This is a genomic window from Moraxella sp. RCAD0137, from assembly GCF_002894025.1.
GTDB classification, from domain to species: domain Bacteria; phylum Pseudomonadota; class Gammaproteobacteria; order Pseudomonadales; family Moraxellaceae; genus Moraxella; species Moraxella porci.
The window spans coordinates 462,238-485,007 of sequence record NZ_LTCC01000001.1 but is presented as its reverse complement, the minus strand read 5'-3'; the positions used below and the strand labels follow the sequence as shown (position 1 = coordinate 485,007).

General features: G+C 46.3%; 21 protein-coding genes, 1 tRNA gene, 1 other RNA gene and 1 pseudogene. 12 read left to right on the top strand and 12 right to left on the bottom strand.

Annotated features, from left to right (window positions below; translation table 11 throughout):
• Positions 1–22: 22 nt before the first annotated feature.
• From ccoG to AZ602_RS10115, 3 genes are all read right to left on the bottom strand, one after another.
• Complete coding sequence (gene ccoG / locus AZ602_RS02175; protein ID WP_103033552.1) at positions 23–1,465, bottom strand: cytochrome c oxidase accessory protein CcoG; 1,443 nt, start codon at positions 1,463–1,465, stop codon at positions 23–25.
• A 404-nt stretch (positions 1,466–1,869) separates the two neighbouring features.
• Positions 1,870–2,253, bottom strand: coding sequence for an SCP2 sterol-binding domain-containing protein (locus tag AZ602_RS02170; protein ID WP_103033475.1), 384 nt, complete (start codon positions 2,251–2,253; stop codon positions 1,870–1,872).
• A 272-nt stretch (positions 2,254–2,525) separates the two neighbouring features.
• Positions 2,526–2,849 (bottom strand): hypothetical protein, encoded by a 324-nt coding sequence (locus AZ602_RS10115; protein WP_199174075.1) that lies wholly within the window; start codon positions 2,847–2,849, stop codon positions 2,526–2,528.
• A 13-nt stretch (positions 2,850–2,862) separates the two neighbouring features.
• On the opposite strand from AZ602_RS10115, the gene ccoN reads away from it, so the two are divergent.
• The 11 genes from ccoN (at position 2,863) to sppA (ending at position 15,440) form a co-directional block, all read left to right on the top strand.
• Complete coding sequence (gene ccoN, locus AZ602_RS02165) at positions 2,863–4,344, top strand: cytochrome-c oxidase, cbb3-type subunit I (RefSeq protein ID WP_103033474.1); 1,482 nt, start codon at positions 2,863–2,865, stop codon at positions 4,342–4,344.
• A gap of 19 nt (positions 4,345–4,363) precedes the next feature.
• Entirely contained in the window at positions 4,364–4,993 is a 630-nt protein-coding gene (ccoO, locus tag AZ602_RS02160; protein WP_304442087.1) for a cytochrome-c oxidase, cbb3-type subunit II, read from the top strand.
• A complete protein-coding gene (locus AZ602_RS02155) occupies positions 4,993–5,175 on the top strand; it encodes a cbb3-type cytochrome c oxidase subunit 3 (protein WP_103033472.1) in 183 nt (60 codons plus the stop codon). The genes ccoO and AZ602_RS02155 overlap by 1 nt, the downstream gene beginning before the upstream one ends.
• A complete protein-coding gene (gene ccoP, locus AZ602_RS02150) occupies positions 5,172–6,245 on the top strand; it encodes a cytochrome-c oxidase, cbb3-type subunit III (protein ID WP_103033471.1) in 1,074 nt (357 codons plus the stop codon). The genes AZ602_RS02155 and ccoP overlap by 4 nt, the downstream gene beginning before the upstream one ends.
• A 123-nt stretch (positions 6,246–6,368) precedes the next feature.
• Complete coding sequence (locus AZ602_RS02145) at positions 6,369–8,003, top strand: CTP synthase (protein WP_103033470.1); 1,635 nt, start codon at positions 6,369–6,371, stop codon at positions 8,001–8,003.
• A 141-nt stretch (positions 8,004–8,144) separates the two neighbouring features.
• Complete coding sequence (gene kdsA, locus AZ602_RS02140) at positions 8,145–8,996, top strand: 3-deoxy-8-phosphooctulonate synthase (protein WP_199174073.1); 852 nt, start codon at positions 8,145–8,147, stop codon at positions 8,994–8,996.
• Positions 8,997–9,087: 91 nt separating this feature from the next.
• Positions 9,088–10,404: a phosphopyruvate hydratase gene (gene eno / locus AZ602_RS02135; RefSeq protein ID WP_103033469.1), complete on the top strand. Its 1,317-nt coding sequence runs from the start codon at positions 9,088–9,090 to the stop codon at positions 10,402–10,404.
• Between the two features lie 116 nt (positions 10,405–10,520).
• Positions 10,521–10,850: a septum formation initiator family protein gene (locus AZ602_RS02130; RefSeq protein ID WP_227525140.1), complete on the top strand. Its 330-nt coding sequence runs from the start codon at positions 10,521–10,523 to the stop codon at positions 10,848–10,850.
• Positions 10,851–11,054: 204 nt separating this feature from the next.
• Positions 11,055–11,762, top strand: a complete 708-nt coding sequence (gene ispD / locus AZ602_RS02125) for a 2-C-methyl-D-erythritol 4-phosphate cytidylyltransferase (RefSeq protein ID WP_103033468.1) — start codon at positions 11,055–11,057, stop codon at positions 11,760–11,762.
• Between the two features lie 22 nt (positions 11,763–11,784).
• A complete protein-coding gene (locus AZ602_RS02120) occupies positions 11,785–14,286 on the top strand; it encodes a ComEC/Rec2 family competence protein (RefSeq protein ID WP_103033467.1) in 2,502 nt (833 codons plus the stop codon).
• Between the two features lie 119 nt (positions 14,287–14,405).
• On the top strand, positions 14,406–15,440 hold the full coding sequence (gene sppA, locus AZ602_RS02115) for a signal peptide peptidase SppA (RefSeq protein WP_103033466.1): 1,035 nt from the start codon (positions 14,406–14,408) through the stop codon (positions 15,438–15,440).
• Positions 15,441–15,512: 72 nt separating this feature from the next.
• Here sppA and AZ602_RS02110 read toward each other — a convergent pair whose 3' ends face one another.
• The 9 genes and pseudogenes from AZ602_RS02110 to alaS all read right to left on the bottom strand — a co-directional run bounded on the left by AZ602_RS02110 (position 15,513) and on the right by alaS (position 22,221).
• A complete protein-coding gene (locus tag AZ602_RS02110; protein ID WP_078316781.1) occupies positions 15,513–15,815 on the bottom strand; it encodes a CopG family transcriptional regulator in 303 nt (100 codons plus the stop codon).
• 164 nt (positions 15,816–15,979) lie between these two features.
• A tRNA-Asn gene (locus AZ602_RS02105) sits at positions 15,980–16,055 on the bottom strand.
• Positions 16,056–16,182: 127 nt separating this feature from the next.
• Positions 16,183–16,375: non-coding RNA, 6S RNA (ssrS, locus tag AZ602_RS02100), on the bottom strand.
• A gap of 158 nt (positions 16,376–16,533) precedes the next feature.
• Complete coding sequence (gene rpmG, locus AZ602_RS02095) at positions 16,534–16,689, bottom strand: 50S ribosomal protein L33 (protein WP_078253122.1); 156 nt, start codon at positions 16,687–16,689, stop codon at positions 16,534–16,536.
• Between the two features lie 36 nt (positions 16,690–16,725).
• Entirely contained in the window at positions 16,726–16,962 is a 237-nt protein-coding gene (gene rpmB, locus AZ602_RS02090; protein WP_064602088.1) for a 50S ribosomal protein L28, read from the bottom strand.
• A 277-nt stretch (positions 16,963–17,239) separates the two neighbouring features.
• A complete protein-coding gene (locus tag AZ602_RS02085) occupies positions 17,240–17,587 on the bottom strand; it encodes a HopJ type III effector protein (protein ID WP_103033465.1) in 348 nt (115 codons plus the stop codon).
• Between the two features lie 94 nt (positions 17,588–17,681).
• A pseudogene (csrA, locus tag AZ602_RS02080) lies at positions 17,682–17,849 on the bottom strand (carbon storage regulator CsrA); the annotation flags it as partial.
• Positions 17,850–18,080: 231 nt separating this feature from the next.
• Positions 18,081–19,367 (bottom strand): aspartate kinase, encoded by a 1,287-nt coding sequence (locus AZ602_RS02075; RefSeq protein WP_103033464.1) that lies wholly within the window; start codon positions 19,365–19,367, stop codon positions 18,081–18,083.
• A gap of 202 nt (positions 19,368–19,569) precedes the next feature.
• The gene (gene alaS, locus AZ602_RS02070) at positions 19,570–22,221 is read right to left on the bottom strand and encodes an alanine--tRNA ligase (protein WP_103033463.1); all 2,652 of its coding nucleotides are present in this window, start codon (positions 22,219–22,221) and stop codon (positions 19,570–19,572) included.
• Positions 22,222–22,434: 213 nt separating this feature from the next.
• On the opposite strand from alaS, the gene AZ602_RS02065 reads away from it, so the two are divergent.
• Positions 22,435–22,704 carry a hypothetical protein gene (locus tag AZ602_RS02065; protein ID WP_369803844.1) on the top strand — a complete coding sequence of 90 codons (270 nt, stop codon included), beginning with the start codon at positions 22,435–22,437 and terminating at the stop codon, positions 22,702–22,704.
• The last annotated feature ends 66 nt before the right edge of the window (positions 22,705–22,770 follow it).

The following is a 22,770-nucleotide window of genomic DNA, read 5'->3' as shown; positions in this document are numbered from 1 at the left end:
AGCCTGTTTTTGGTAAATGGTATTATTTGGCGTCTTTTGGTGTGTAAATGAACACATCTTGAGCTGAGGCGCTATAAGTGCCATCTTTGCTAAATACCGTGATGGTGATCGGTGTGCTGCCCACGGGCACGACATTAGGATCACCGATGATGCTAACTGGCAGATCGTAAGGTTCATTGGCCTGTAATGGCAATTCTTTAAAGCGTGAACGCAGTGTCATGCCAGCGGTATTATCGCCATCTAAGCGCACTTGATAGACTTGGCGCTCGTCCGTTTTATTGACGATTTTTAGCACATAGCTATTCTCAACCATGCCATCACGGCCGATGCTGGAGAGCTGCTTACGGTCATGGCGAATCTCCATCTCAAGTGGCGCTCGGCCGACAGCGATGAGAGCGGCGGCGATGATGGCCACGCTAAGTACGGCGATATAAGCAAAGATACGCCAGCCGATGATTTTGGTTTTTTGTTTTTCGACCAGTTGACGCTCGGTGGTGTAGCGGATCAAGCCGCGCGGATAGCCGACCTTATCCATGATCTCATTACACGCATCGATACAGGCAGCGCACTGGATACACTCGACTTGTAAGCCATTGCGGATATCGATACCGGTCGGACAGACTTGTACACACATGGTGCAGTCCACGCAGTCGCCATAGCCTTCAGGGTGGCTGTCTTTTTTGCGCGCACCACGCGGTTCGCCACGCTCATAGTCATAAGAGACGATCAAGGTGTCTTTGTCAAACATCACCGACTGGAAACGGCCATAAGGGCAGATGTACACGCACATATGCTCACGCATGTAGCCTGCGTTGATGTGGGTAACGAAAGTGATGATCAAAAAGAAAATCCAGCTCATCTTGCCCCATTCCATAAAGAATAGGGGATTGCCGTTCAAGATTAATGTGTCAACGCCGACAACCAGTGACATAAAGGTCAAAGCCGTCACAATCGAGAACACGCCCCAGATCAGATGGATCAGTGCAAGCTTGGCAAATTTATTAGCGCTCATCGGCTCACGATCGAACTTGATGCGCTTATTGCGCTCACCCAGCACCAGCTTTTCGATCTGCTGATACAGGTGTACATAGATGGTCTGCGGACAGGCATAACCGCACCATACACGGCCAGCATAAACCGTCACCATAAACAACATCATCGCTGCGATGATGAATACAAAGGCAAAGAAATAAAAATCCTGAGGCATAAAAGTCGCCCCAAAGATATAAAACTTCGGCTCAATCACATCAAACAAAATCGCCTGACGACCATTCCATCTAAGCCACGGCAAAATCAAAAAGCCAATCAAGATGGCATACATGCTCACCAAGCGGATGTTTTGGTATTTACCAGTAACGAAACGAGGATGCACGCGTTTTTTGGTGGCATCCATGTCTTTGGAGGTAGGAATGATTTTCTCAGGCGCAGGACGCGGTTTTTTCTTTGGTTTTTCTTGCTCTGACATGGTAGTGACCTTGGCTTGCTGCAAGTTATCTTTGGCTGTGACTGCTTTCTTCCTAAATAAATCAAAATCACGATCATCGATCGCATTTTAGGCAAAGTAGCTGGCTGAATATAACTTGATGCAGCTGGGTGATGATAAGTGAAATCAGCGGCTTAGTAAAAATCGTTCAAAGCTGATGACAAAATTTCATAAGACAAATTGATATTATACTACCATTTTTTGTGGGGTTTTTGTACGAAAATTTGTAAATTATCAATCAAAGAAGACAAATGGTGGAAAATTGACGAATCGGTGGCATCAATGACCAAAAAAAATGGGCGGATTATTAATAGCCAAAGAAAATGGGCGGAGTATTATCCACCCATCGGCTCGTATGATGGTGATAATTTTAGATCAAAACCAGATCAAAACTCGGTGATCGCCAAAATCTGCTTAAATAAGGCTTTTTGTTCTTGGCTTGGTTTGGCTGACTGCAGCGCCATCACCTGTGTCATATCGCCATCGATGCGAATTTTACCCATCATAAAGGCTTCGATCGCTTGATTGACATCGCCTGTGCTGATGATATTTGACAAGGTGGCATCGTCGATGACGACGTTACTGATGGCATCAGGCGTGTTGCCTTGATGGATCTTGCCTTCTTTTAGGTACAGATTTGCACCTTGTTCACCAGTAACCGAGGCATTTAGGATGACCGAAGCAAGATTTGGTGGCAGATTCAGATCGCCAGCTTGGGCGTTTAATTCATTAACTTGATCAAACCAAGCTTGGCTCAAAAATTTTGCCATGAAAGATTCCTTGTAAATAACTAAAAAAATATAAACACAAATGATCAACTTGATCAGTGTGGTGCATTGATGATCATAGCGCGAGGGCGCATGGATTTTATTATAAAGCAAAAGCAAGCGGCTTGTCAGAAGATTTTTGGATAAAATTTGACGACTTGGTCATAAAATGGGACATAAAAACAGCCAAAATTTTATAAAAACTGAAAAAAGATGATGAATCCGATTAAATATTGCCAAAAAATTTCAATATTTTTACAAAATATACCCAAAAATTACATTTGTGTTGTATAATAAAAGGTGAAAGCTGCTGGCAATACCATGTTGTCAGTAGGGATATATTTGGCAGAGGCGTATTGCCATGCCGTCTGACGCAAGCCAAGCGCAATACAAGCCAAGCGAGCAAAACAGCAGCAACATCTCAAAAAATTTTGTGATTTGCCCTTATTCCATAGAAAAAATAAGGATTTTTTCATTTTTGCTGGCCTGACTTGATGATATTTGCCTAACTTTGCGTTACAATAGACACACAAGATCAAAGCAAGCGTAGTTTTTAAATCATTTTGATAAACTGCGACGCTAACTAAATCGGGCTGCACAGGAAAATATCCAATGAGTCTATATAAATCAGCAGTAGCCCCGTTATCCGTTGATCATGAGTATGAAATCACCATCGTGAGATTTTTTACTATCATGGCTGTGGTTTGGGGCATCATTGGCATGGCTGTCGGTGTATTCATTGCATCGCAGTTGGCATGGCCAGCATTGAACTTTGACACTTCTTGGCTATCTTTTGGACGCTTAAGACCGCTACATACCAATGCGGTGATTTTTGCGTTTGGGGGATCGGCACTTTTTGCAACATCTTACTATATCGTACAGCGTACTTGTAAAACCAGATTGTTCGCTCCGTATTTGGCGTGGTTTACTTTCTGGGGATGGCAGGCGGTTATTGTCGCTGCGGTAATTACATTGCCGCTTGGTTTTACATCAGCTAAAGAGTATGCTGAGCTTGAATGGCCAATCGATATCGCTATCGCCTTGGTATGGGTAGCTTATGCCATCGTCTTCTTTGGCACCATCATCAAGCGCCAAACTTCACACATCTATGTAGCAAACTGGTTCTTTGCTGCATTCATCATTACCATCGCGTTGCTACATATCGTGAACAGTTTTGCGATCCCGGTTGGTGCGCTTAAATCATACTCACTATTTGGTGGTGCGACTGATGCGATGGTTCAATGGTGGTATGGTCATAATGCGGTTGGTTTTTATTTGACTGCTGCATTCTTGGGTATGATGTATTATTTCATTCCTGTGCAAGTCGGCCGTCCAGTGTATTCATATCGTCTATCGATCGTTCACTTCTGGGCACTGATCGCGTCATATATGTGGGCAGGTGGTCACCATCTACATTATTCAGCACTACCTGACTGGACTCAGTCTTTAGGTATGGTGTTCTCATTGATCCTATTTGCTCCATCGTGGGGTGGTATGATCAACGGTGTGCTTACTCTATCAGGCAGCTGGGATAAATTGCGTACTGACCCTATCATTCGCTTCTTGATCGTTGCGCTGTCATTCTATGCGATGAGTACCTTTGAAGGTCCGATGCTATCTATCAAAGCAGTCAACGCCATCAGCCATAACACTGACTGGACAGTTGGCCATGTACACTCAGGCGCACTAGGCTGGGTAGGTATGATCACCATCGGTTCGATCTATGTACTATTGCCACGCATCTATAATAAAGCCAAAATGTATTCAACCAGCTTGATCACATTGCATTTTTGGTTGGCGACTACTGGTACGGTACTGTACATCGTTGCGCTATGGATCTCGGGCATTACCCAAGGTATGATGTGGCGTGCGACGAACCCAGATGGTACTTTGGCATATGACTTTATCCAAACTGTTGTGGTGTCACACTGGCCGTATGTGGTTCGTGCATTGGGTGGCGCGCTGTATGTGGCAGGTATGTTTGTGATGGCTTATAACTGCTATCGCACCATCAAGATGCCTGGCGTTCCTGAACACATTGCTGAGCCAGAAGAAGTGAACACTGGCAGCGATACCGCTACCGTGCAAGCATAAGGGGTTAATGATGTCTAAAATCACTCATGAACTAGTTGAAAAAAACACCGGCTTGCTTGTCATCTTTATCGTGATCGCGATCAGCTTTGCGACTTTGGTTGAGATTGTGCCATTGATTTTCGATCGCACAGCGCCAGAAGAAGGCGGTGTGAACAAGCCATTGCCAAATATGCGTCCTTGGACTGCACTTGAGCTAGAAGGTCGCGATATTTATATTCGTGAAGGCTGTCATGTTTGCCATACGCAGATGGTTCGTCCACTGCGTGCAGAAGTTGAACGCTATGGACCATACAGCCGTGCGGCAGAATCAGCGTGGGATCACCCATTCCTATGGGGTTCGAAGCGTACTGGTCCTGACCTAGCTCGTGTGGGCGGTCGCTATTCTGACCAATGGCACATTGATCATTTGATCGATCCGCGTTCTGTTGTGCCTGAATCTGTGATGCCTGCTTATCCTTGGCTTGCTAAGAATGAAGTTAATGGCGCTAAGGTTCAAGAAAAAATGCGTCTGTTTAAAGATCGTTTTGGCTTGCCTTATACAGAAGCAGACATTGAAGCTGCACCTGACCAAGTTCAAGGTGCCACCGAGCTTGACGCCCTTGTTGCTTATCTGCAACAGCTGGGTATCGCCATGCAAGGTCAACGCTAATGAATTGGGGCGTTTTACATAGCATTGCGACCGTGGCGGCATTCATTGCTTTCATCGGTATCGCATGGTGGGCATATTCACCCAAAAATAAAAAACGCTTTGAAGAAGATGCACAACTTGCGCTGGATGACAAAGATCTAAATGCTTTGTCATCAAAACAGCGCACTAAGGATACACAATGAGCTTTTTTTGGAGTTCTTGGATTACCATCTTGTCACTAGGCTGCTGGTTATTCATCTTTGGCGTATTGGTGTGGACCTTGAGATCTAAGCCAGTACTTGAAGAAGATGAAACCACAGGCCACTCATATGATGGCATCCGAGAGTATGACAAACCACTGCCAAAATGGTGGTTGGTGATTTTCTTTGGCACCTTGATTTGGGGCTTGGGTTACTTCATTTTGTTCCCAGCGATTCAGCCAAATGCATGGAAAGGTGTGACGACGGTAGAGGTCGATGGCCAGCAAGTACCTTGGACTTCAGCCAATGAGCTGAATAGCCAACTACAAGCCAACAACCGCGTGTTTACCGAAAACTTTGAACAAAATATCTTGGCAAATGCGGGTGCATCAGAAGCCACAGCTGTATTGGCTAAGCTTAATGAGCTACAAGCCAGCCGCCAGCCAGGTGAAGATGATCCTGCACTACAAACGCAGATCAATGATCAAATCAAATTGCTAGCGCCATATGTAGATAAGCTGGCTGCCGATCCTGAAGCACAAAAAATCGGTAACCGTCTATTCCTACAAAACTGCGCACTTTGCCACGGTTCAAACGCCAAAGGTGCGACTGGCTATCCTGATTTGACGGATAATGATTGGCTGTATGGTGGCGATGCTGAACAAGTACTGTTGACCATTCATAATGGCCGTGTGGGTGCGATGGAAGCATGGCAACCAAAAATCGGTGAAGCAGGCGTCAAAGCGACCGCTGAATATGTGCTGAGCATTTCTGGCAACCAAAATGGCTATGAACTAGATCCAGCCAAAGTTGCTCAAGGTAAGGCCATTTTTGAGAATCCTCAAAACTGTGCACTATGCCATGGTGCAGACGCAAAAGGCCAAATCGCCATGGGCGCACCGAATCTGACCGATGATATCTGGTTGTTTGGCGGCGATCGCGCTACCATCGAGACGACGATTCGTCATGGTCGTGCTGGTGTGATGCCTGAATGGCAAACCAAATTGGGTAATGAACGCGTGATGCTACTTGCAGCATATGTGCGCTCGCTATCTCAAAACCAAGCGCAATAATTGCAATTGGTAAAAAAGAGCCGCCAAGTGTGGCTCTTTTTTATATAAAAATTTAGCCTGCCCCCTATATTTTTTCACCAATTTTTAGTAAAATTCTATTTTACCAGCAACAGATTTATTCTTATGACGACTAAATTTATCTTTGTAACCGGCGGCGTCGTGTCATCACTTGGCAAAGGCATCGCTGCCGCATCTCTTGCAGCTGTTTTAGAAGCCCGTGGTCTAAAAGTGACCATGACTAAGATGGATCCTTATATCAATGTCGATCCTGGCACGATGAGCCCGTTTCAGCATGGTGAAGTCTTTGTCACTGAAGATGGTGCTGAGACCGACCTTGACCTAGGCTATTATGAGCGTTTCCTGCGTCGCTCTAAGATGAGTAAAGCCAACAATTTCACCAGTGGCCGCATCTATCAAACCGTACTTGCTAAAGAGCGTCGTGGTGATTATCTTGGTGGTACTGTACAAGTCATTCCCCACATCACCGATGAAATCAAACATAAGATCCGCGCCAGTGGCGAGGGCTATGACATTGCCATCATCGAAATCGGTGGTACAGTCGGTGATATCGAAAGCTTGCCATTTATGGAAGCGGTACGCCAGATGCAGGTGGAGCTTGGTCGCAACAATTCACTACTGATGCACTTGACTTTGGTGCCTTATATTGCCTCAGCAGGTGAATCTAAGACCAAGCCGACACAGCATTCGGTCAAAGAATTGCGCTCAATTGGCCTACAGCCTGATGTGCTGATTTGCCGTTCAGAACAGCCAATCTCAGAAGATAATCGCCAAAAAATCGCACTATTTACCAATGTTGAGACTCGTGGCGTCATCTTGTGTGAAGATGCCAAATCCATCTATCAAATCCCACGCCGTTTTTATGAGCAGGATTTGGATGATTTGATTTGTGAGCGCTTTGGTATTACAGCCCCTGAAGCCGATCTGTCAGATTGGGATCAGGTGGTCAATGATCTATTTAACTCTCAAGGCGAAATCGTCGTGGCGATGGTGGGTAAATATGTCGAGTTGCCCGATGCTTATAAATCGGTCAATGAAGCACTACTGCACGCTGGCATCCACAACAAAACCAAAGTCCGCATCCAATACATCAATGCCGAGACCTTGGAGACAGACAGCACAGCGATGGAAGATCTGACGCGCGCTGATGCCATCTTGGTGCCAGGCGGTTTTGGTGAGCGCGGCACACTTGGCAAAATGAAAGCCATCCAATACGCGCGTGAAAACAGTAAGCCGTTTTTGGGCATCTGTTTGGGCATGCAGTTGGCGGTGATCGAATTTGCTCGTAATGTACTTGGACTTGAAGCCAACTCAACCGAATTTGACCGCAAAACTTCTGATCCGATCATTGGCTTGATCACCGAATGGTTTGACGAAAAAGGCGAGCTGCAAATTCGCTCAGATGATTCAGACTTGGGTGGCACGATGCGTCTTGGCGCTCAAGAAGCTGAACTGGTGGCAGGATCAAAACTTGCCAAAATCTATGGAGCGAACAACATCACCGAGCGCCATCGTCATCGCTATGAGATGAATAATCGCTATGTCGAGCCACTTGAAAATGCTGGTATGAAAATCTCAGGCTATTCTGCCAAACAGCATCTGGTGGAGGCGGTTGAGATTGACAGCCATCCTTGGTTTGTCGCGGTGCAGTATCACCCAGAATTTACCAGTTCACCGCGCGGTGGTCATCCGTTGTTTAATAGCTTTATCAAAGCAGCCATTGATTTGAAAAAAGACTGACATTCAAAGCACATCAAGCCATGTTCGTTTGGTGTGCTTTTTTGTGAATGCGCGTGTTTTTATGATCGGTTGGTAGTATAATAAGCAAGTCCATCTTAATGGTCTTTACTTGATTCTAAGGATTTTGACATGACACAGCCAATGACAGCTGCTCAATCTACCGTCAGCGTTGCTGGGATTGAGATTGCCAATGATAAGCCATTCGTCTTGTTCGGCGGTATGAATGTGCTTGAAAGCCGCGAATTGGCTTTTGAGATTGCAGAGCGATATATTGATATTTGTAATCGTTTGGGTATTGGCTATGTATTTAAGGCAAGCTTTGATAAGGCGAACCGCTCAAGCTTGTACTCGTTTCGTGGCCCAAGTCTTGAAACGGGCTTGACTTGGCTAAATGACATCAAAGAAGCTTATAATGTACCCATCATTACAGATGTGCATGAGCCATATCAAGCTGCCCCTGTGGCAAAAGTCGCTGATGTCTTACAGTTGCCTGCGTTTTTGTCGCGTCAAACTGACTTGGTCAGCGCCATTGCGCGCACTGGTAAAGTCATCAATGTCAAAAAAGCACAGTTTCTAGCGCCGCACGAGATGCGTCATATTATCAACAAATGCCTTGAAGCGGGGAATGACCAAGTGATCCTTTGTGAGCGCGGATCGGCATTTGGCTATAATAATCTGATCGTCGATATGCTGGGTTTTGACACCATGAAAGCGATGAATGTACCGGTGTTTTTTGATGTGACACATGCGCTGCAAGAGCCTGGCGCGCGCTCAGACAGTGCCGGCGGTCGTCGCCATCAAATCACCACGCTTGCTAAGGCGGGTATGGCGACAGGGCTGGCGGGCTTGTTCTTGGAGGCACACCCTGATCCTGATAAAGCCAAATGCGATGGCCCTTGTGCGCTGCGTTTGGATCAGCTTGAGCCGTTTTTGACCCAGTTAAAGCAAATTGATGATCTTGTCAAAGGCTTTGAGGTGCTAGACACCAAATAATCCAAGACTGCTTATGCATGTTGATGGATGATTTTAATGGACTGAAAGTTAGTTTTTTTAATTTTAAATTCACATAAATATAGGAGCTGTTATGTACGCTGAAGATACCAAAAATGTTGTAGAAATCAAAGACATCATCGCCCGTGAAATTCTTGATTCGCGCGGCAACCCAACCATTGAAGCCGATGTGATTTTGGCCAATGGCATCTGCGGTCGTGCAGCAGCACCAAGTGGCGCATCAACGGGCTCTCGTGAGGCGCTTGAATTGCGCGATGGTGATACCAATCGCTATCTGGGTAAAGGCGTCAAAAAAGCCGTCGCCAACGCCAACAGCCAAATTCGCACCGCTTTGATGGATCAGGATGTCACCCAACAAAGCGAAATTGATAAGATTTTAATCGAGCTTGATGGCACTGAAAATAAGGGCAATATGGGTGCCAATGCCATGTTGGCGGTCTCTTTGGCAGCTGCCAAAGCTGCAGCACTGTCTCAAAATCTGCCACTGCATCAATACATCGCCAATCTGCGCGGCCAAACCAGCTTGACCATGCCTGTGCCAATGATGAACATCCTAAACGGTGGTGCGCACGCTGATAACACGGTAGATATCCAAGAGTTTATGATCGAGCCTGTGGGCTTTGATTCATTCTCTGAAGCGCTGCGTGCAGGTACTGAGATTTTCCATAGCCTAAAATCAGTGCTAAAATCTCAAGGTCTAAACACCGCAGTCGGTGATGAGGGTGGTTTTGCACCAAATCTACGCTCAAACGAAGAAGCCATCACTGTCATCATGCAAGCGATCGACAAAGCAGGCTATAAAGCAGGCCAAGACATCTTCCTTGCGCTAGACTGTGCCTCTTCAGAGTTTTATAAAAATGGTCAATATATCCTAGCGGGCGAAGGCAATAAAGCCTTTGATAGTCAAGGATTTAGCGATTATCTGACCGGTCTTTGCAACCAATACCCGATCATCTCTATCGAAGATGGTCTGGATGAGAGTGATTGGGAGGGTTGGGCTTATCTGACCAAGCAGTTGGGCAATAAAGTGCAGCTTGTGGGTGATGACCTATTTGTCACCAATCCAAAAATCCTACAAGAAGGCATCGACAAAAACATTGCCAACGCCATTTTGATTAAGTTCAATCAAATCGGTACGCTGAGCGAAACTTTGGATGCGATTTATTTGGCCAAACAAAACGGCTATGCCACCGTCATCAGCCATCGTTCTGGCGAAACTGAAGATTCAACCATCGCTGATTTGGCAGTTGGTACAGCTGCCGGCCAAATCAAAACTGGCTCGCTGTGCCGCTCTGATCGCGTCGCTAAATACAACCAGCTGCTGCGTATTGAACAGCAAGTACGCGCGGCTTATCGTGGTCGCGAAGAGTTCATTGGCCTGCGTGGCTGATGGATGAGTTAAGGCGGGGTAACACTGCGGTGAAAATCATCAAAAATGCACATCGATTGAGGGGAGCTAACTTTAGCTATATATTAGCCATTGTGATCGCCGCAGTGATATTGGCCATGATGCAGTATCAATATTGGTATGGTGAATATGGCCATGCCAATTTGGCTGAAGTCAAAAGCCAGCTGGCCGAACAGACTCGTCTCAATCAAGAGCAAAGCTATAAAAACAGCATCTTATTGGCGGATGTTAAAGACCTAAAATCTGGACTGTCTGCCATCGAAGAGCATGCACGATTGGATTTGGGTTTGATTAAGCGCGGTGAGACTTTTGTACAGCTGTCTAATGCGCCGATCACTTACTCTCGTCAGCCTCTGCCTGAAGTGCAGGCGGATGTTGAGGCTGTCGATGCCTTGCCAGAGCCTGCTGTGACCGATCAAGCGCAATAAGCTTTGATGATGGCATTTGATTATCAATGAATGCAGTACATCACGCTTTTTATCGGCTCATGCTTTATACGCAACATCCTTCGCCAAGCTGATCAACTTGGCGATTTTATTTTCACTCATGTTTAGATGGCCTGCATGCATTGTGATACGATCACTCTTTGAAAGACAGCCATTTAATATCATTAATCCAAAGACCTTATTGATATGAGTACGATTTATCCACTCATCGTCGCCGCTGGTACCGGATCTCGATTCGGTGGCGATCTGCCCAAGCAGTACCTTAGAATTTTGAATAAAAGCATCTTGGCGCACAGTGTCGAGAGACTCAACCATCCTGCGCTTTCGGCATTAACTTTGGTGGTCTCTGCACAGGATGTTTGGATTAAGGATGCGTATGTGGATATTGAGGCGTCATATTCATTGCCAATACATTTGGCGATAGGAGGTGCTGAGCGTTGGCAGTCGGTGATGAATGGTCTCAACAGCATCTGTCAACTGGGCGCTAAAGCGGACGATTGGGTATTGATCCATGATGCGGCGCGCCCTTGTTTGCCACGATCTGATTTACAAAAAATCATTGATAAAATCCACTCTAACGATGCGTGCGCCATCATCTTGGCCAGCGCAGTTGTCGATACGCTCAAATACGCCAAAGATGGCCGTATCAGTCACACTGTCGATCGTGAGAATCTGTGGCAATCGCTGACACCACAGGCATTTCAAATCAAGACGCTTAAAGCTGCCTTTGACTATGTGATGACAAATGACATTCACATCACCGATGAGGCGGCTGCATGCGAGGCGATGGGTGTGGCCGTAGATATCATCGCAGCCTCGCGCATGAATATTAAGCTGACTTATCCAGAGGATCTGCCATTAATTCAGGCTTTGATCACACAGAGTGATGCGTGAGATTCTTTGGTAGGGCGCTGTGATGGCAATTTGGCTGTTTGGGTTGATCTCGGCAGTGCTTTTGGTGCTACTGGGTACGGTTGAGGGTTTTTGGTTTGATGAGTTTTGGCTACAGATTTTTGGTGATGATCGCCTAAGCATTGGCTTGACAGCTGCTTTGCTGCTGACGATGGGATCGGTGTTATTATGGCCGAAACTTGATAAGCTACTGCGTAGGGCGGCAAAGCTGGTCTTTGGCGTGCTGATGCTGGGTTTATTTATCATAAAAGCACTGACCGCCTATGTGGCTTATGAAAAACTCACGCCCAAATCGCGTCATATCATCAGCGCCACGGCGTACATAGATACCATCAGTGATGGCGTCTATGATCCTGTGATGGGAAGCGCGTATCGTCAAGTTGCCACCATCCATCATATCAAGCCTGCATCCGCATCAAAGATGCAGGCTTTGGATGTATTTAACCCATTTAATGATGGTGCGATGGCTGTGCCCGCTTTAGATTCGTCAGCACATCAGGCGATGGAGGGGGCGACCGTGATGCTGAGCGCGCACCCGAATTTTACCAAAACAAATCTTGATGAGCTAAGCAATCTTAAGCCAGCGATGGCGGTATCGATGCAGCTGTTGATCACACCCATCGATCGTACAGTCAGTGCCGATGGGTTTGACGCCAATCAATGGCTTAAGACGCGCCATGTTCATGCAAATGCACAGATATTATCAATAGACGAGATAAAACCAAGATCAGCTCAATCACCACGAGCGCAGCTTGGCTTAAAGCTTGAGCAGTATCGGCAACGACTTCGGACGCATTTTTATCAGAATTGGAGCACGAAAACTTACGCACAGGCACAAGCTGATGCTGTGACCTTAAGTCTAATGACGGGTGATCGTGCTTTGATTGATAAAAGCACCAAGGATCTGTATCAGCTGGCTGGTATTTCGCATTTGCTTGCGATCTCTGGGACGCATGTGCTGTTTTTGGCGATGATTTTATCCACCGTGGTGACGGGGATTACGGATCGATTTGCGCTTAATATCTATCAAACACTGCCGCGATGGCAAATTCGTATGGCGGTTATGGTTGCAGCAAGCGTGCTGTACGCACTATTTACAGGATTTGAGGTGCCAGCGGTGCGTACGGTGTATCTTTTGATGGCAGCCTGGCTGATTCGTTATTTTGTGCTGCCGATTGGGATGGTCTCAGCGCTGTCTTGGGTGGCCTTATTGATGATTTGGCTGGATCCTTATGTGCTATGGCAGGCAGGGTTTTGGCTGTCCTTCATTGCGGTACTGGTGTTGATGCGATATGAGTTGTCAGAGGCGCAGCTGGCTTCTGATATTAGCGTGCTGTGGCAGCCTAAATTGTGGCCGCAAGCAGCGTGGCAGTTGGCCAAGTTGCAGTTTTGGCTGTTTTTTGCGATGTTGCCGCTGTCGATTTTGTTGTTTGGGAAAATATCCATTTGGGGTCTGGTGGTCAATTTATTTGCCATTGGTTTATTTGGTTTTGTGGTTGTGCCGCTAAATTTATTGGCAGGATCGTTATTTTGGCTGCTGCCCCAGCTGGCCGATGGCTTATGGTTTTTGGCATCATCACTGCTGTATGCGCTGCACGAGGCGCTGAATTTTAGTCTTGGCCATCAACTGGGCGCGATCAGCGCTTGGTGGTATGCACCGTTTACCATGGCAGGTTTTTTGTTGTGTTTTTTGTTGGTGGGACTGCTGATTTTGCCAAAAGTGCTGCCGCGATCACTGATGCTGATGCCAATACTTGCCATCGTATTTTTGGCATCGGATCATTCGCAGCCATCACTGGTATTGATGCACCTGCCCACCGACAGCCAACAGACGAGCCAACTCTTATTGATCCAATCCGATGGTCAAAAAAAGCGCCATTGGCTGATATTAAATGACTTGGGTGCCAAATCGCTACGCGCCAACCACTCAAACACCCTTATCGATCAGCTGCATCGTCAAGGTGTGGCGCGATCTGGTTTGGATGGTGTTATTGTACAGTCCACCAGTGCGATATTTATGCCGATGATCGCTGAGCTGGCTACAAGAATGCCTGTGCATCGCTACTGGCAAGCTGGCAATCATCAGCCGCTGGCATCACTGCGGCATGAGCCATGTCAAGCGGGCATGACTTGGCAAGCCGATGGGCTGATGCTGCGCGCGCTGACAGGCTGGCATGAGATCGATGATGAGCGCGTGCAGCACTGCGAGATTGAGCTTTTGAGTGATCAGTCGCTGACTGTGATGGGCATGTCGATGGCATCGGATGCGCTGCCGGGCATCATGGAGCAGTCTAGTAATACCAAAAATAAAACGCAGCTGATCTTTAACACCAGCAGTGAGCCACTGTTATGGCAGCTATGGGAGATGATGTGCGCAAGCGACGAGTCACTAAAAATTACTAATGATTTGAGCCATCAGCGATACTGGCTATCCACGAGTCGTACCGCCAATAGCGATGCTCTCAACCCAAAGCTGTCAGATGCTTCACAGATTATATTGGAGTGACTTTTTGACTGTGGCTGCTTTAAGATGCACTTGGTGCTATCGCTTACCCATCTTTTGAGGTAGAATACTAAGTCAAACACTTTTATCTTAATTTTATCATCTTTTAAAGGTAATATTTCATGGCATGGCCACCAAATCCCAACAAACCCAATGATCAGCTGCCAGCAGGCGCACCGATGACACCACCTCGTCAAGGCGAGGAATGGCGTCTGCTTGAAAAGACTTTGTTAGCCAGCATCGAAGAACAAAAGGCCAGCCGCCGTTGGTCGATCTTCTTTAAGCTTTTGACCTTTTGTTATTTATTATTCATTTTGACGGCGATCGGCATCGGCTGTAGCGGCACTACGGGCAGCTCACTGGATCGCATTGGCATGAGCGAGCCACACATCGCTGTGATTAATGTCAGTGGCGCCATCGCACCAAATAGCGATACCAATGCCCAAAATATTAATGATTCATTGGTACAAGCTTTTGAAAATGAACAAGCACAGGCTGTGGTATTAAGCATCAATTCACCTGGTGGCTCCCCAGTTCAATCTGATGAGATCTGGCAAATGGCGATGGATCTGCGCCAAGAACACCCTGACAAAAAGCTGTACGCCATCATCGGCGATATGGGCGCGTCGGGTGCGTACTACATCGCTTCTGCTGCTGATGAGATCTGGGTCAATTCTTCAAGCCTAGTTGGCTCAATCGGTGTGATCATGTCTGGCTATAATATCGAGGAGTTGATGAATAAAATCGGCGTCAAAGATCGCACGCTGACCTCTGGCGAGTATAAAGATATTTTAAGCGTGACGCGTGAAATGACCGCTGCTGAAGAGGCGCATGTTCAAAAATTGCTTGATAATACCCATCAAAATTTCATCGATGCCGTCAAACAAGGCCGTGGCGATAAGCTAAAAAATCCAGATGAAAATCAGCTGTTCAGCGGGCTGTTTTGGACAGGAGATGATGCAGTGGCGCTGGGCTTGGCGGATAAAACTGGTGGCATCAGCCAACTAAAAAAACAGCTGGAGCTTGAGACGGTGGATTATAGCTATGTCAATCCAATGAATGTATTTTTTGATCGCTTTGGGGTGCAAATTGGCAAAGGTCTGGGTGAAGGCGTCAAGCTAAGCTTTGGCGAAGATACGCCAACGAGTATCAAATAATCTTTTTAAGCCACAAAAAAACCTGCGCATTTGATGACGGCAGGTTTTTTTAGTGCGATAAAGTAGGGCGGATTAGCCCAAATCGCATTTTTGATTCACATCGGCCAGTGCCTCATCGATGATCTTTTGGCTGACACCTTTTTTACGCAGTTTTTCGATAAATAGCACATCATCAGCCAAAGTATAATCAGAATTATCGCGGTCAAGCCCTTGGCGAATATACAGACGAATCAAACCTTGGATACGATCAAATCCATGATCTTGGGCGGTAACCTCCAGATGCTTGATGATTTCTTCAGATAAGCGCAAATGTACAGGGCGCATGATGGTTTGCGGATGGTCAGAATAGCGATTCTTAATGCGTGGTGGAAGCATGAGTATCCTTTTTTTAGTTGGGTCGGCTTGATCTGTCAAGCGCGAATAAAGCGATATGAGCGATTATACCACGATGAGGATGGCTGTCAAATCCCGAATGGTCTTTTGCTGAGCTATCATAGACAAGCAAAAGCCCTTAGCTTATGACTAAGGGCTTTTTAATATGGCTCCCCAACCTGGGCTCGAACCAGGGACACACGGATTAACAGTCCGATGCTCTACCGACTGAGCTATTGGGGAATGTCGGTATCTTTCGCTGTATGCTTAAGATGGTGCGTATTATAGCAGGTTATTTTGACCTGTCAACACTTTTTTGATGGAAATTTTCAAAAATAATCGAAAATTTCCATCAAATACGCATAAAATAAAAAGAACCAAAGTACCGCTGTGAAGGGGTGACCATGAACCGTGAAGTTCAAGGCGGATAAGGGTAATGCTCATTACGGCTTCCTGATTCATCACAAGGATGCAGGCCTGCACAACAGAAACATTGAACCCAAATCCTAATATAAGATTATCGGCTCAGGAATACGCTTCACTGGCGAGTACTTCAGAAACTTTATTATACCAAATTGAGCAAATTTTTCAAGTTGATTGAATGGATAATGACTGCTATTTTATAAAGCAACTGTTTGATTTTAATTAATTTTTTACCAATTTATTGCTTGCAGGTACAAAAATGCCCATCGAAGTCGATGGGCATTTCATTAAGAAGCGATTATTTGATTTTTGCTTCTTTGAATAGTACATGTTGGCGAACTTTTGGATCAAATTTTTTGATTTCCATTTTGCCAGGCATAGTACGCTTGTTCTTGGTGGTAGTGTAGAAATAACCAGTACCAGCAGTAGAAACTAGTTTAATTTTATCTCTCATGATCGTATCCTTTAACTAATGGTATGTGGGGTCAAATTAGATTTTTTGACCTTGGGCGCGTAGGTCAGCAAGCACTTTTTCGATGCCGTGCTTGTCAATGATACGCATACCTTTAGAAGAAACGCGCAGACGAACAAAACGGTTCTCAGACTCTACCCAAAAACGATGGTTGTGTAGGTTTGGAAGGAAACGACGGCGAGTTTTGTTGTTCGCGTGTGATACATTGTTACCCACTTGTGGGCGTTTTCCAGTCACTTGACAGACTCGAGACATGGTGAACTCCTAATCTTAGCGGCACGGATATTGAGCGGTATCAGGTGTGCCAGTCACAGCTTTGGTGCTTATTTATTTGTGGTATGGACACGGCACAAATAAAGTGTGACTTTTTATGGTTAGGCCACTCTTTGCTTACCGTTAAAGGCGACGACAATCAAGAAGTAGCAGAAAAAATTAAAGCCCGAATTATACACGAAATAAAATCACTTGACAAGTATTTTCAAGCAAATGGCATAAAGTCTAGGGCGGATAAACTGTTTTATATCGCTGATGATTATGCTTTTGGTGTTAGTGCCAATGTCGGCATCCCAAAAGCCTGCCAACCATAATGCAAAAAGTTGCGGATATTGGCATGATCCGTACCTGCAGGCGTGGCGAGCACTGATTGATAATGCTCGGCAAATAGCGATAGGGTGTCGAGCTGATTTAGGCCGTGCAGCTTAGCTAGGCTAAATACTTTGGCACTGCCTTCATTGGTGCCTGCTGGATTGACCACTTCGCCATTGCTAAACTCAACTGGCGTATAGTGATAATTGGCATCGATAAAGGCGATGACATCAGAGAAACTTAAGCTTTGGTTAGCGATGCCGGCCAATAGGCGAGAAATATCAGTTGTGCGCATACATCACCCATTAACGGTTAAAGTAGTCATCATCATCAAATGATGGTGGCGCAAAGTTACCGCCTTGTTCTAAGTGGCTCATGTGCATTTGCATTGAGCGTTCGTGCTGAATGCGTTGATAGATCTCTTCACGGTGTACAGCGATGTCTTTTGGCGCATTGACACCTAGGCGAACTTGGTTGCCTTTAACGCCAAGTACAGTGACGCTGACTTCATCACCAATCATTAGGGTTTCGCCGACACGGCGGGTTAGGATTAGCATATTACACTCCTTAAATACTCATCAACTCAATCGTTATTGTTAGCCTTGATATCCGTTTTATCAATTAAGTTGATAGGTGAATGGGCTGTACGAATTTTGCCCAAAAAAACTGCCTAATGCGATATTATAATCTGCATTAGGCAGCTTGTCAGTAATTTTTCTGCCGTTTTCGTTGTATTTTGTTTAACGATGGCTTTGAAAAATTCAATCAATCGTTACAATGATCAACGATTATAGGCCAGCGACTTTACTTTCGCCGTCTTCACGATCCAGACCAAAGGCGGTGTGTAGCTCTTTGACCGCTTTTTCTAGGTGCTGTTCTTGGATAAGTACAGAGACCTTGATTTCGCTGGTTGAGATCATTTGTAAGTTGATGTTGTTGCTGGCTAGGGTGTCAAACATTTTGCTTGCCACGCCGGCATGAGAGCGCATACCAACGCCGACGATTGAGACTTTGACCACATCATTTGCGCCAAATACCTCGGTTGCGCCGATGTCATCTTTGACACGCTCGTTAAGGATTTTTAGGGTCTTATCAAAGTCGCCACGCTGTACGGTGAAACTAAAATCCGTATAGCCTTCTTGTGATGCATTTTGGATGATCATATCGATTTCGATATTGGCGGCGCTCACTGGGCTTAGGATGGCTGAAGCGATACCTGGGCGGTCTGGCACGCCACGCACTACGATTTTTGCTTCGTCTCGGTTAAATGCAATGCCAGAAATTACAGCTCGTTCCATATCGTCTCCTTCATCAATCGTGATAAGTGTGCCTACATTTTGTTTAAAGTTATCATCAAATACACCGTCAGCATTGTCATCAAAGCTTGATAACACACGCAGCGGTACTTGGTATTTGCCCGCAAATTCCACAGAGCGGATTTGTAGGACTTTTGAGCCAAGACTTGCCATCTCAATCATCTCTTCAAAGGTGATTTTTGAGAGTTTTTTGGCTTTTGAAGTGACTCGTGGGTCGGTGGTATAGACGCCATCGACATCGGTGTAGATTTGGCATTCATCAGCTTTTAGGGCGGCAGCCAGTGCAACACCTGTGGTGTCCGAGCCGCCACGGCCTAGCGTGGTGACATCGCCATGTTCATTGATGCCTTGAAAGCCTGCAACGACCACGACGCCGCCAGCGTTCAGCTCATTCATGATGGCATCGGTGTCGATGCTTTGGATGCGAGCTTTGGTGTGGGTGCCATCGGTGCGAATGGCTACTTGACCGCCAGTCATTGATTTGGCCTTGACGCCGATCGACTGTAGTGCCATCGACAGTAGAGAAATCGAGACTTGCTCACCGGTGCAGACCATCTGGTCGTATTCACGAGCGTTGGGTTCGGTCGCGATCTCACGAGCCAAACCGATCAGTCGGTTTGTTTCACCGCTCATGGCAGAGACGACAACGACGACTTGATGTCCATTGTCGTGCCAGCGTTTGACTCGCTGAGCGACATTTTTGATGCGGGTGATGTTGCCCATCGAAGTCCCGCCGTATTTTTGTACGATTAGTGCCATTACATTTGCCTTGTAGTCTAACCCAAATACGGGTCGGTGTGGTGAATTGTCATCGGTTAGGACGACAATGCCAATAAATACAACAATGACGACAGATCATGCGTCTGCCCAAGTTCGTTGATGAAAAACTGGATGCGCCCAATGCAATCCAAACCATTTTGGCACATCCTAGCAGAATTTCATCGGCGGATTTGGGATAAGCTTATGCCAAATCCGCAGTTAGTTTGGCGGTCAGTGCATCTAGCACGCTTGCCAAATTGTCTGACTTCGGTGCGCCGCCTTGAGCATAGTCAGGCTTACCACCGCCTTTACCACCAAGCTCACCTGCCAGATGGCGAATGATGTCGCCTGCTTTGACCTTGTCTTGAGCACCTTTGGCGACGCTTGCGGTGATAGCAAGGTCATCGGTTTCGCCAACCAGTACGATGACGCCGTTATTTAGGCGAGATTTTAGCGTGTCGGTTAGGCCACGAATGCTCTTGCCATCGATGCCTGCGACTTTGGCGATCAGTAGCTGATACTCGCCGACGCGGATGGCGTTATCCACCAGGCTCACTGCTTGAAGGCTCGCTAGCTTTTGGTTCAGCTGTTCGATTTGTTTTTCAAGTTCACGCTGTTTCTCGCTTTGGCTTGTGATGCGTGGCAAGATCTCGTTGCGCTTGGCTTTTAGGTTATTTGCCAAAGTAGTCAAGGTGCGTTCACCAGCTTGGATATAGCGTAGTGCACCCATACCGGTCAAGGCTTCGATACGGCGGATACCGGCAGCGATACCGCTTTCTGAGGTGATCTTGAACATACCGATATCACCGGTACGCAGGACATGGATACCACCGCATAGCTCGATAGAAAATGGTGTTTTGTCCGATTTTTCGCCCATCGTCAAGACGCGCACAGTCTCGCCGTATTTTTCGCCAAATAGCGCCATCGCGCCTTTTTTCATGGCGCTGTCGATATCCATATGCTCGATGCTGACTGCGGTGTTCTTTTGGATTTGTTCATTGACTAAGCGTTCGACCTGTGCCAATTCATCGGCTGAGATGCTGCCATCATATGAGAAGTCAAAGCGCAGCACTTCGCTTGAGACCAATGAGCCTTTTTGGGCGACGCCATCACCAAGCACAGTGCGTAGGGCAGCGTGCAGTAGGTGGGTGGCTGAGTGGTTCTTAGCAGATGCAGCACGCACATCAAAGATAACTTGTGCGCTAGCCGACTGCTTGGCTGTGATTTGACCCATTTTTACTGTGCCATGATGGATAATGGCTTGACCTGATTTTTTGGTATCTTCGACGGCGAATACACCTGTCCCGGTGCTGATTTCGCCTGTTTCACCAACTTGACCACCGCCTTCGGCATAAAATGGCGTCGCAGTCAGGACAATCACGCCTGTGTCACCTTCACCAAGCACTTCTACTTCTTTGCCATCTTGGTATAGGCCGACGATGTCAGTGTCAGCGGCTAGGCTGTCATAACCCAAGAACTGTGTCGGGGTGTCCACCTTGATAGCGGCAGAATAATCAACATCAAATTTACCGGCATCACGAGCACGCTCACGCTGTGCCTGCATATGCGTCTCAAAGCCTGCTTCATCGATGCCGATCGTGCGCTCACGAGCGATATCAGCGGTCAAATCGACAGGGAAACCATAAGTATCATATAGCTTGAACACAGTTTCGCCATCGAGCGTATCACCATCGTTTAGCTTCTCAAGCTCGCCTGAGAGTAGGCGTAGGCCTTGAGCAAGCGTCTTGGCGAATTGCTCTTCTTCTTTTTGGATGACGGCTTGGATCTCGCTTAATTTTTCGTTCAGCTGTGGGTAAGCAGCACCCATCTCGGCTGCCAATGCAGGCACCATTTGATAAAAGAATGCGCCGTCAGCACCAAGCTTATTACCATGACGCACAGCACGGCGGATGATGCGGCGTAGCACATAGCCACGGCCTTCGTTGCTTGGGCGTACGCCATCAGCGATTAGGAATGACACTGCACGGATATGGTCGGCGATGACTTTTAGCGATGGCTGCTCTTGGTTGTCGATACCAAGTAGCTTGGCGGCGGCGTTCATCAGATTAACAAAGACATCCACTTCATAGTTGCCATGTACGCCTTGCATGATGGCGCTGATGCGCTCAAGGCCCATGCCAGTATCGACTGATGGTTTTGGTAGTGGCTCCATCGTGCCGTCTTTTTGGCGGTTGAACTGCATAAAGACGCAGTTCCACACTTCGATATAGCGGTCGCCATCTTCTTCGGGTGTACCTGGCAGACCGCCCTCGATGTGGTCGCCGTGATCATAAAAAATCTCAGTACATGGACCGCATGGGCCAGTATCACCCATCATCCAAAAGTTATCCGACTGATACGCACCGCCTTTGTTATCACCGATGCGGATGATACGCTCAGGCGCAAGTCCGATGTCCTTATGCCAAATATCAAAGGCTTCATCATCGGTCTCATAGATGGTGACATACAGGCGCTCTTTTGGTAGGGCGAGCCACTCATCAGAAGTCAAAAACTCCCACGCATAAGCGATGGCATTGGCTTTAAAATAATCACCAAATGAAAAGTTACCGAGCATCTCAAAAAAAGTGTGATGGCGTGCTGTATAGCCGACATTATCAAGGTCATTGTGTTTACCGCCTGCGCGCACGCATTTTTGGGAAGTCACGGCACGCACATAATCACGCTTTTCTAGACCTAGAAAGGTGTCTTTAAACTGGTTCATCCCTGCGTTGGTAAATAGCAAGGTTGGGTCATTGTGCGGAATTAGGCTAGATGATGGCACATGGGTGTGATTTTTGCTCACAAAAAAATCAATAAACGCTTGACGAACTTGGCTAAGCTGCATGGTTTTCATAAAAAAATCCTTGGCCGATAATGGCGAAGCTTGGGTCATAATAATTAAATCAATCTGTTGGCGTGGTGCTAAAATAGTCTGCCAAAAACGCCTAATTTTAGCATAAAATTTTTATAAATAGCAGAGCGTTTATTCAAAATCAGTCAATTTTTTCATAGCATCATATATTCCTTTGTTAAATTTAAGGGATTTTTTGAAAAAGTGCTTAACATTTTGGCAAAAAAGGTGTATAAATATAGTATTCCACACAAACAATGGGGTGTTAAGATGAATTTTCCATTATTCAGTGCTATTTTTTCGATTGCCTTTACAGTGATTATTGGTATTTTGATGATTATCGCTTTTGTGACTGGTTTTGATAAAGCTATGCATATCATTGGAGCGATTGTTATTGGTGCGGTGATCAGCTTGCCTGTCGCTTTGGTCGTGACCAAAAAAATCAGTGCCTTGACTGGTGGCCCAAATCGTGCACCTAAAGCTTAATGATAGATGGCTGACTGCCATTTGGTTTAACTATTTTTAATGGCCATAAAAAATCACCACCCGATT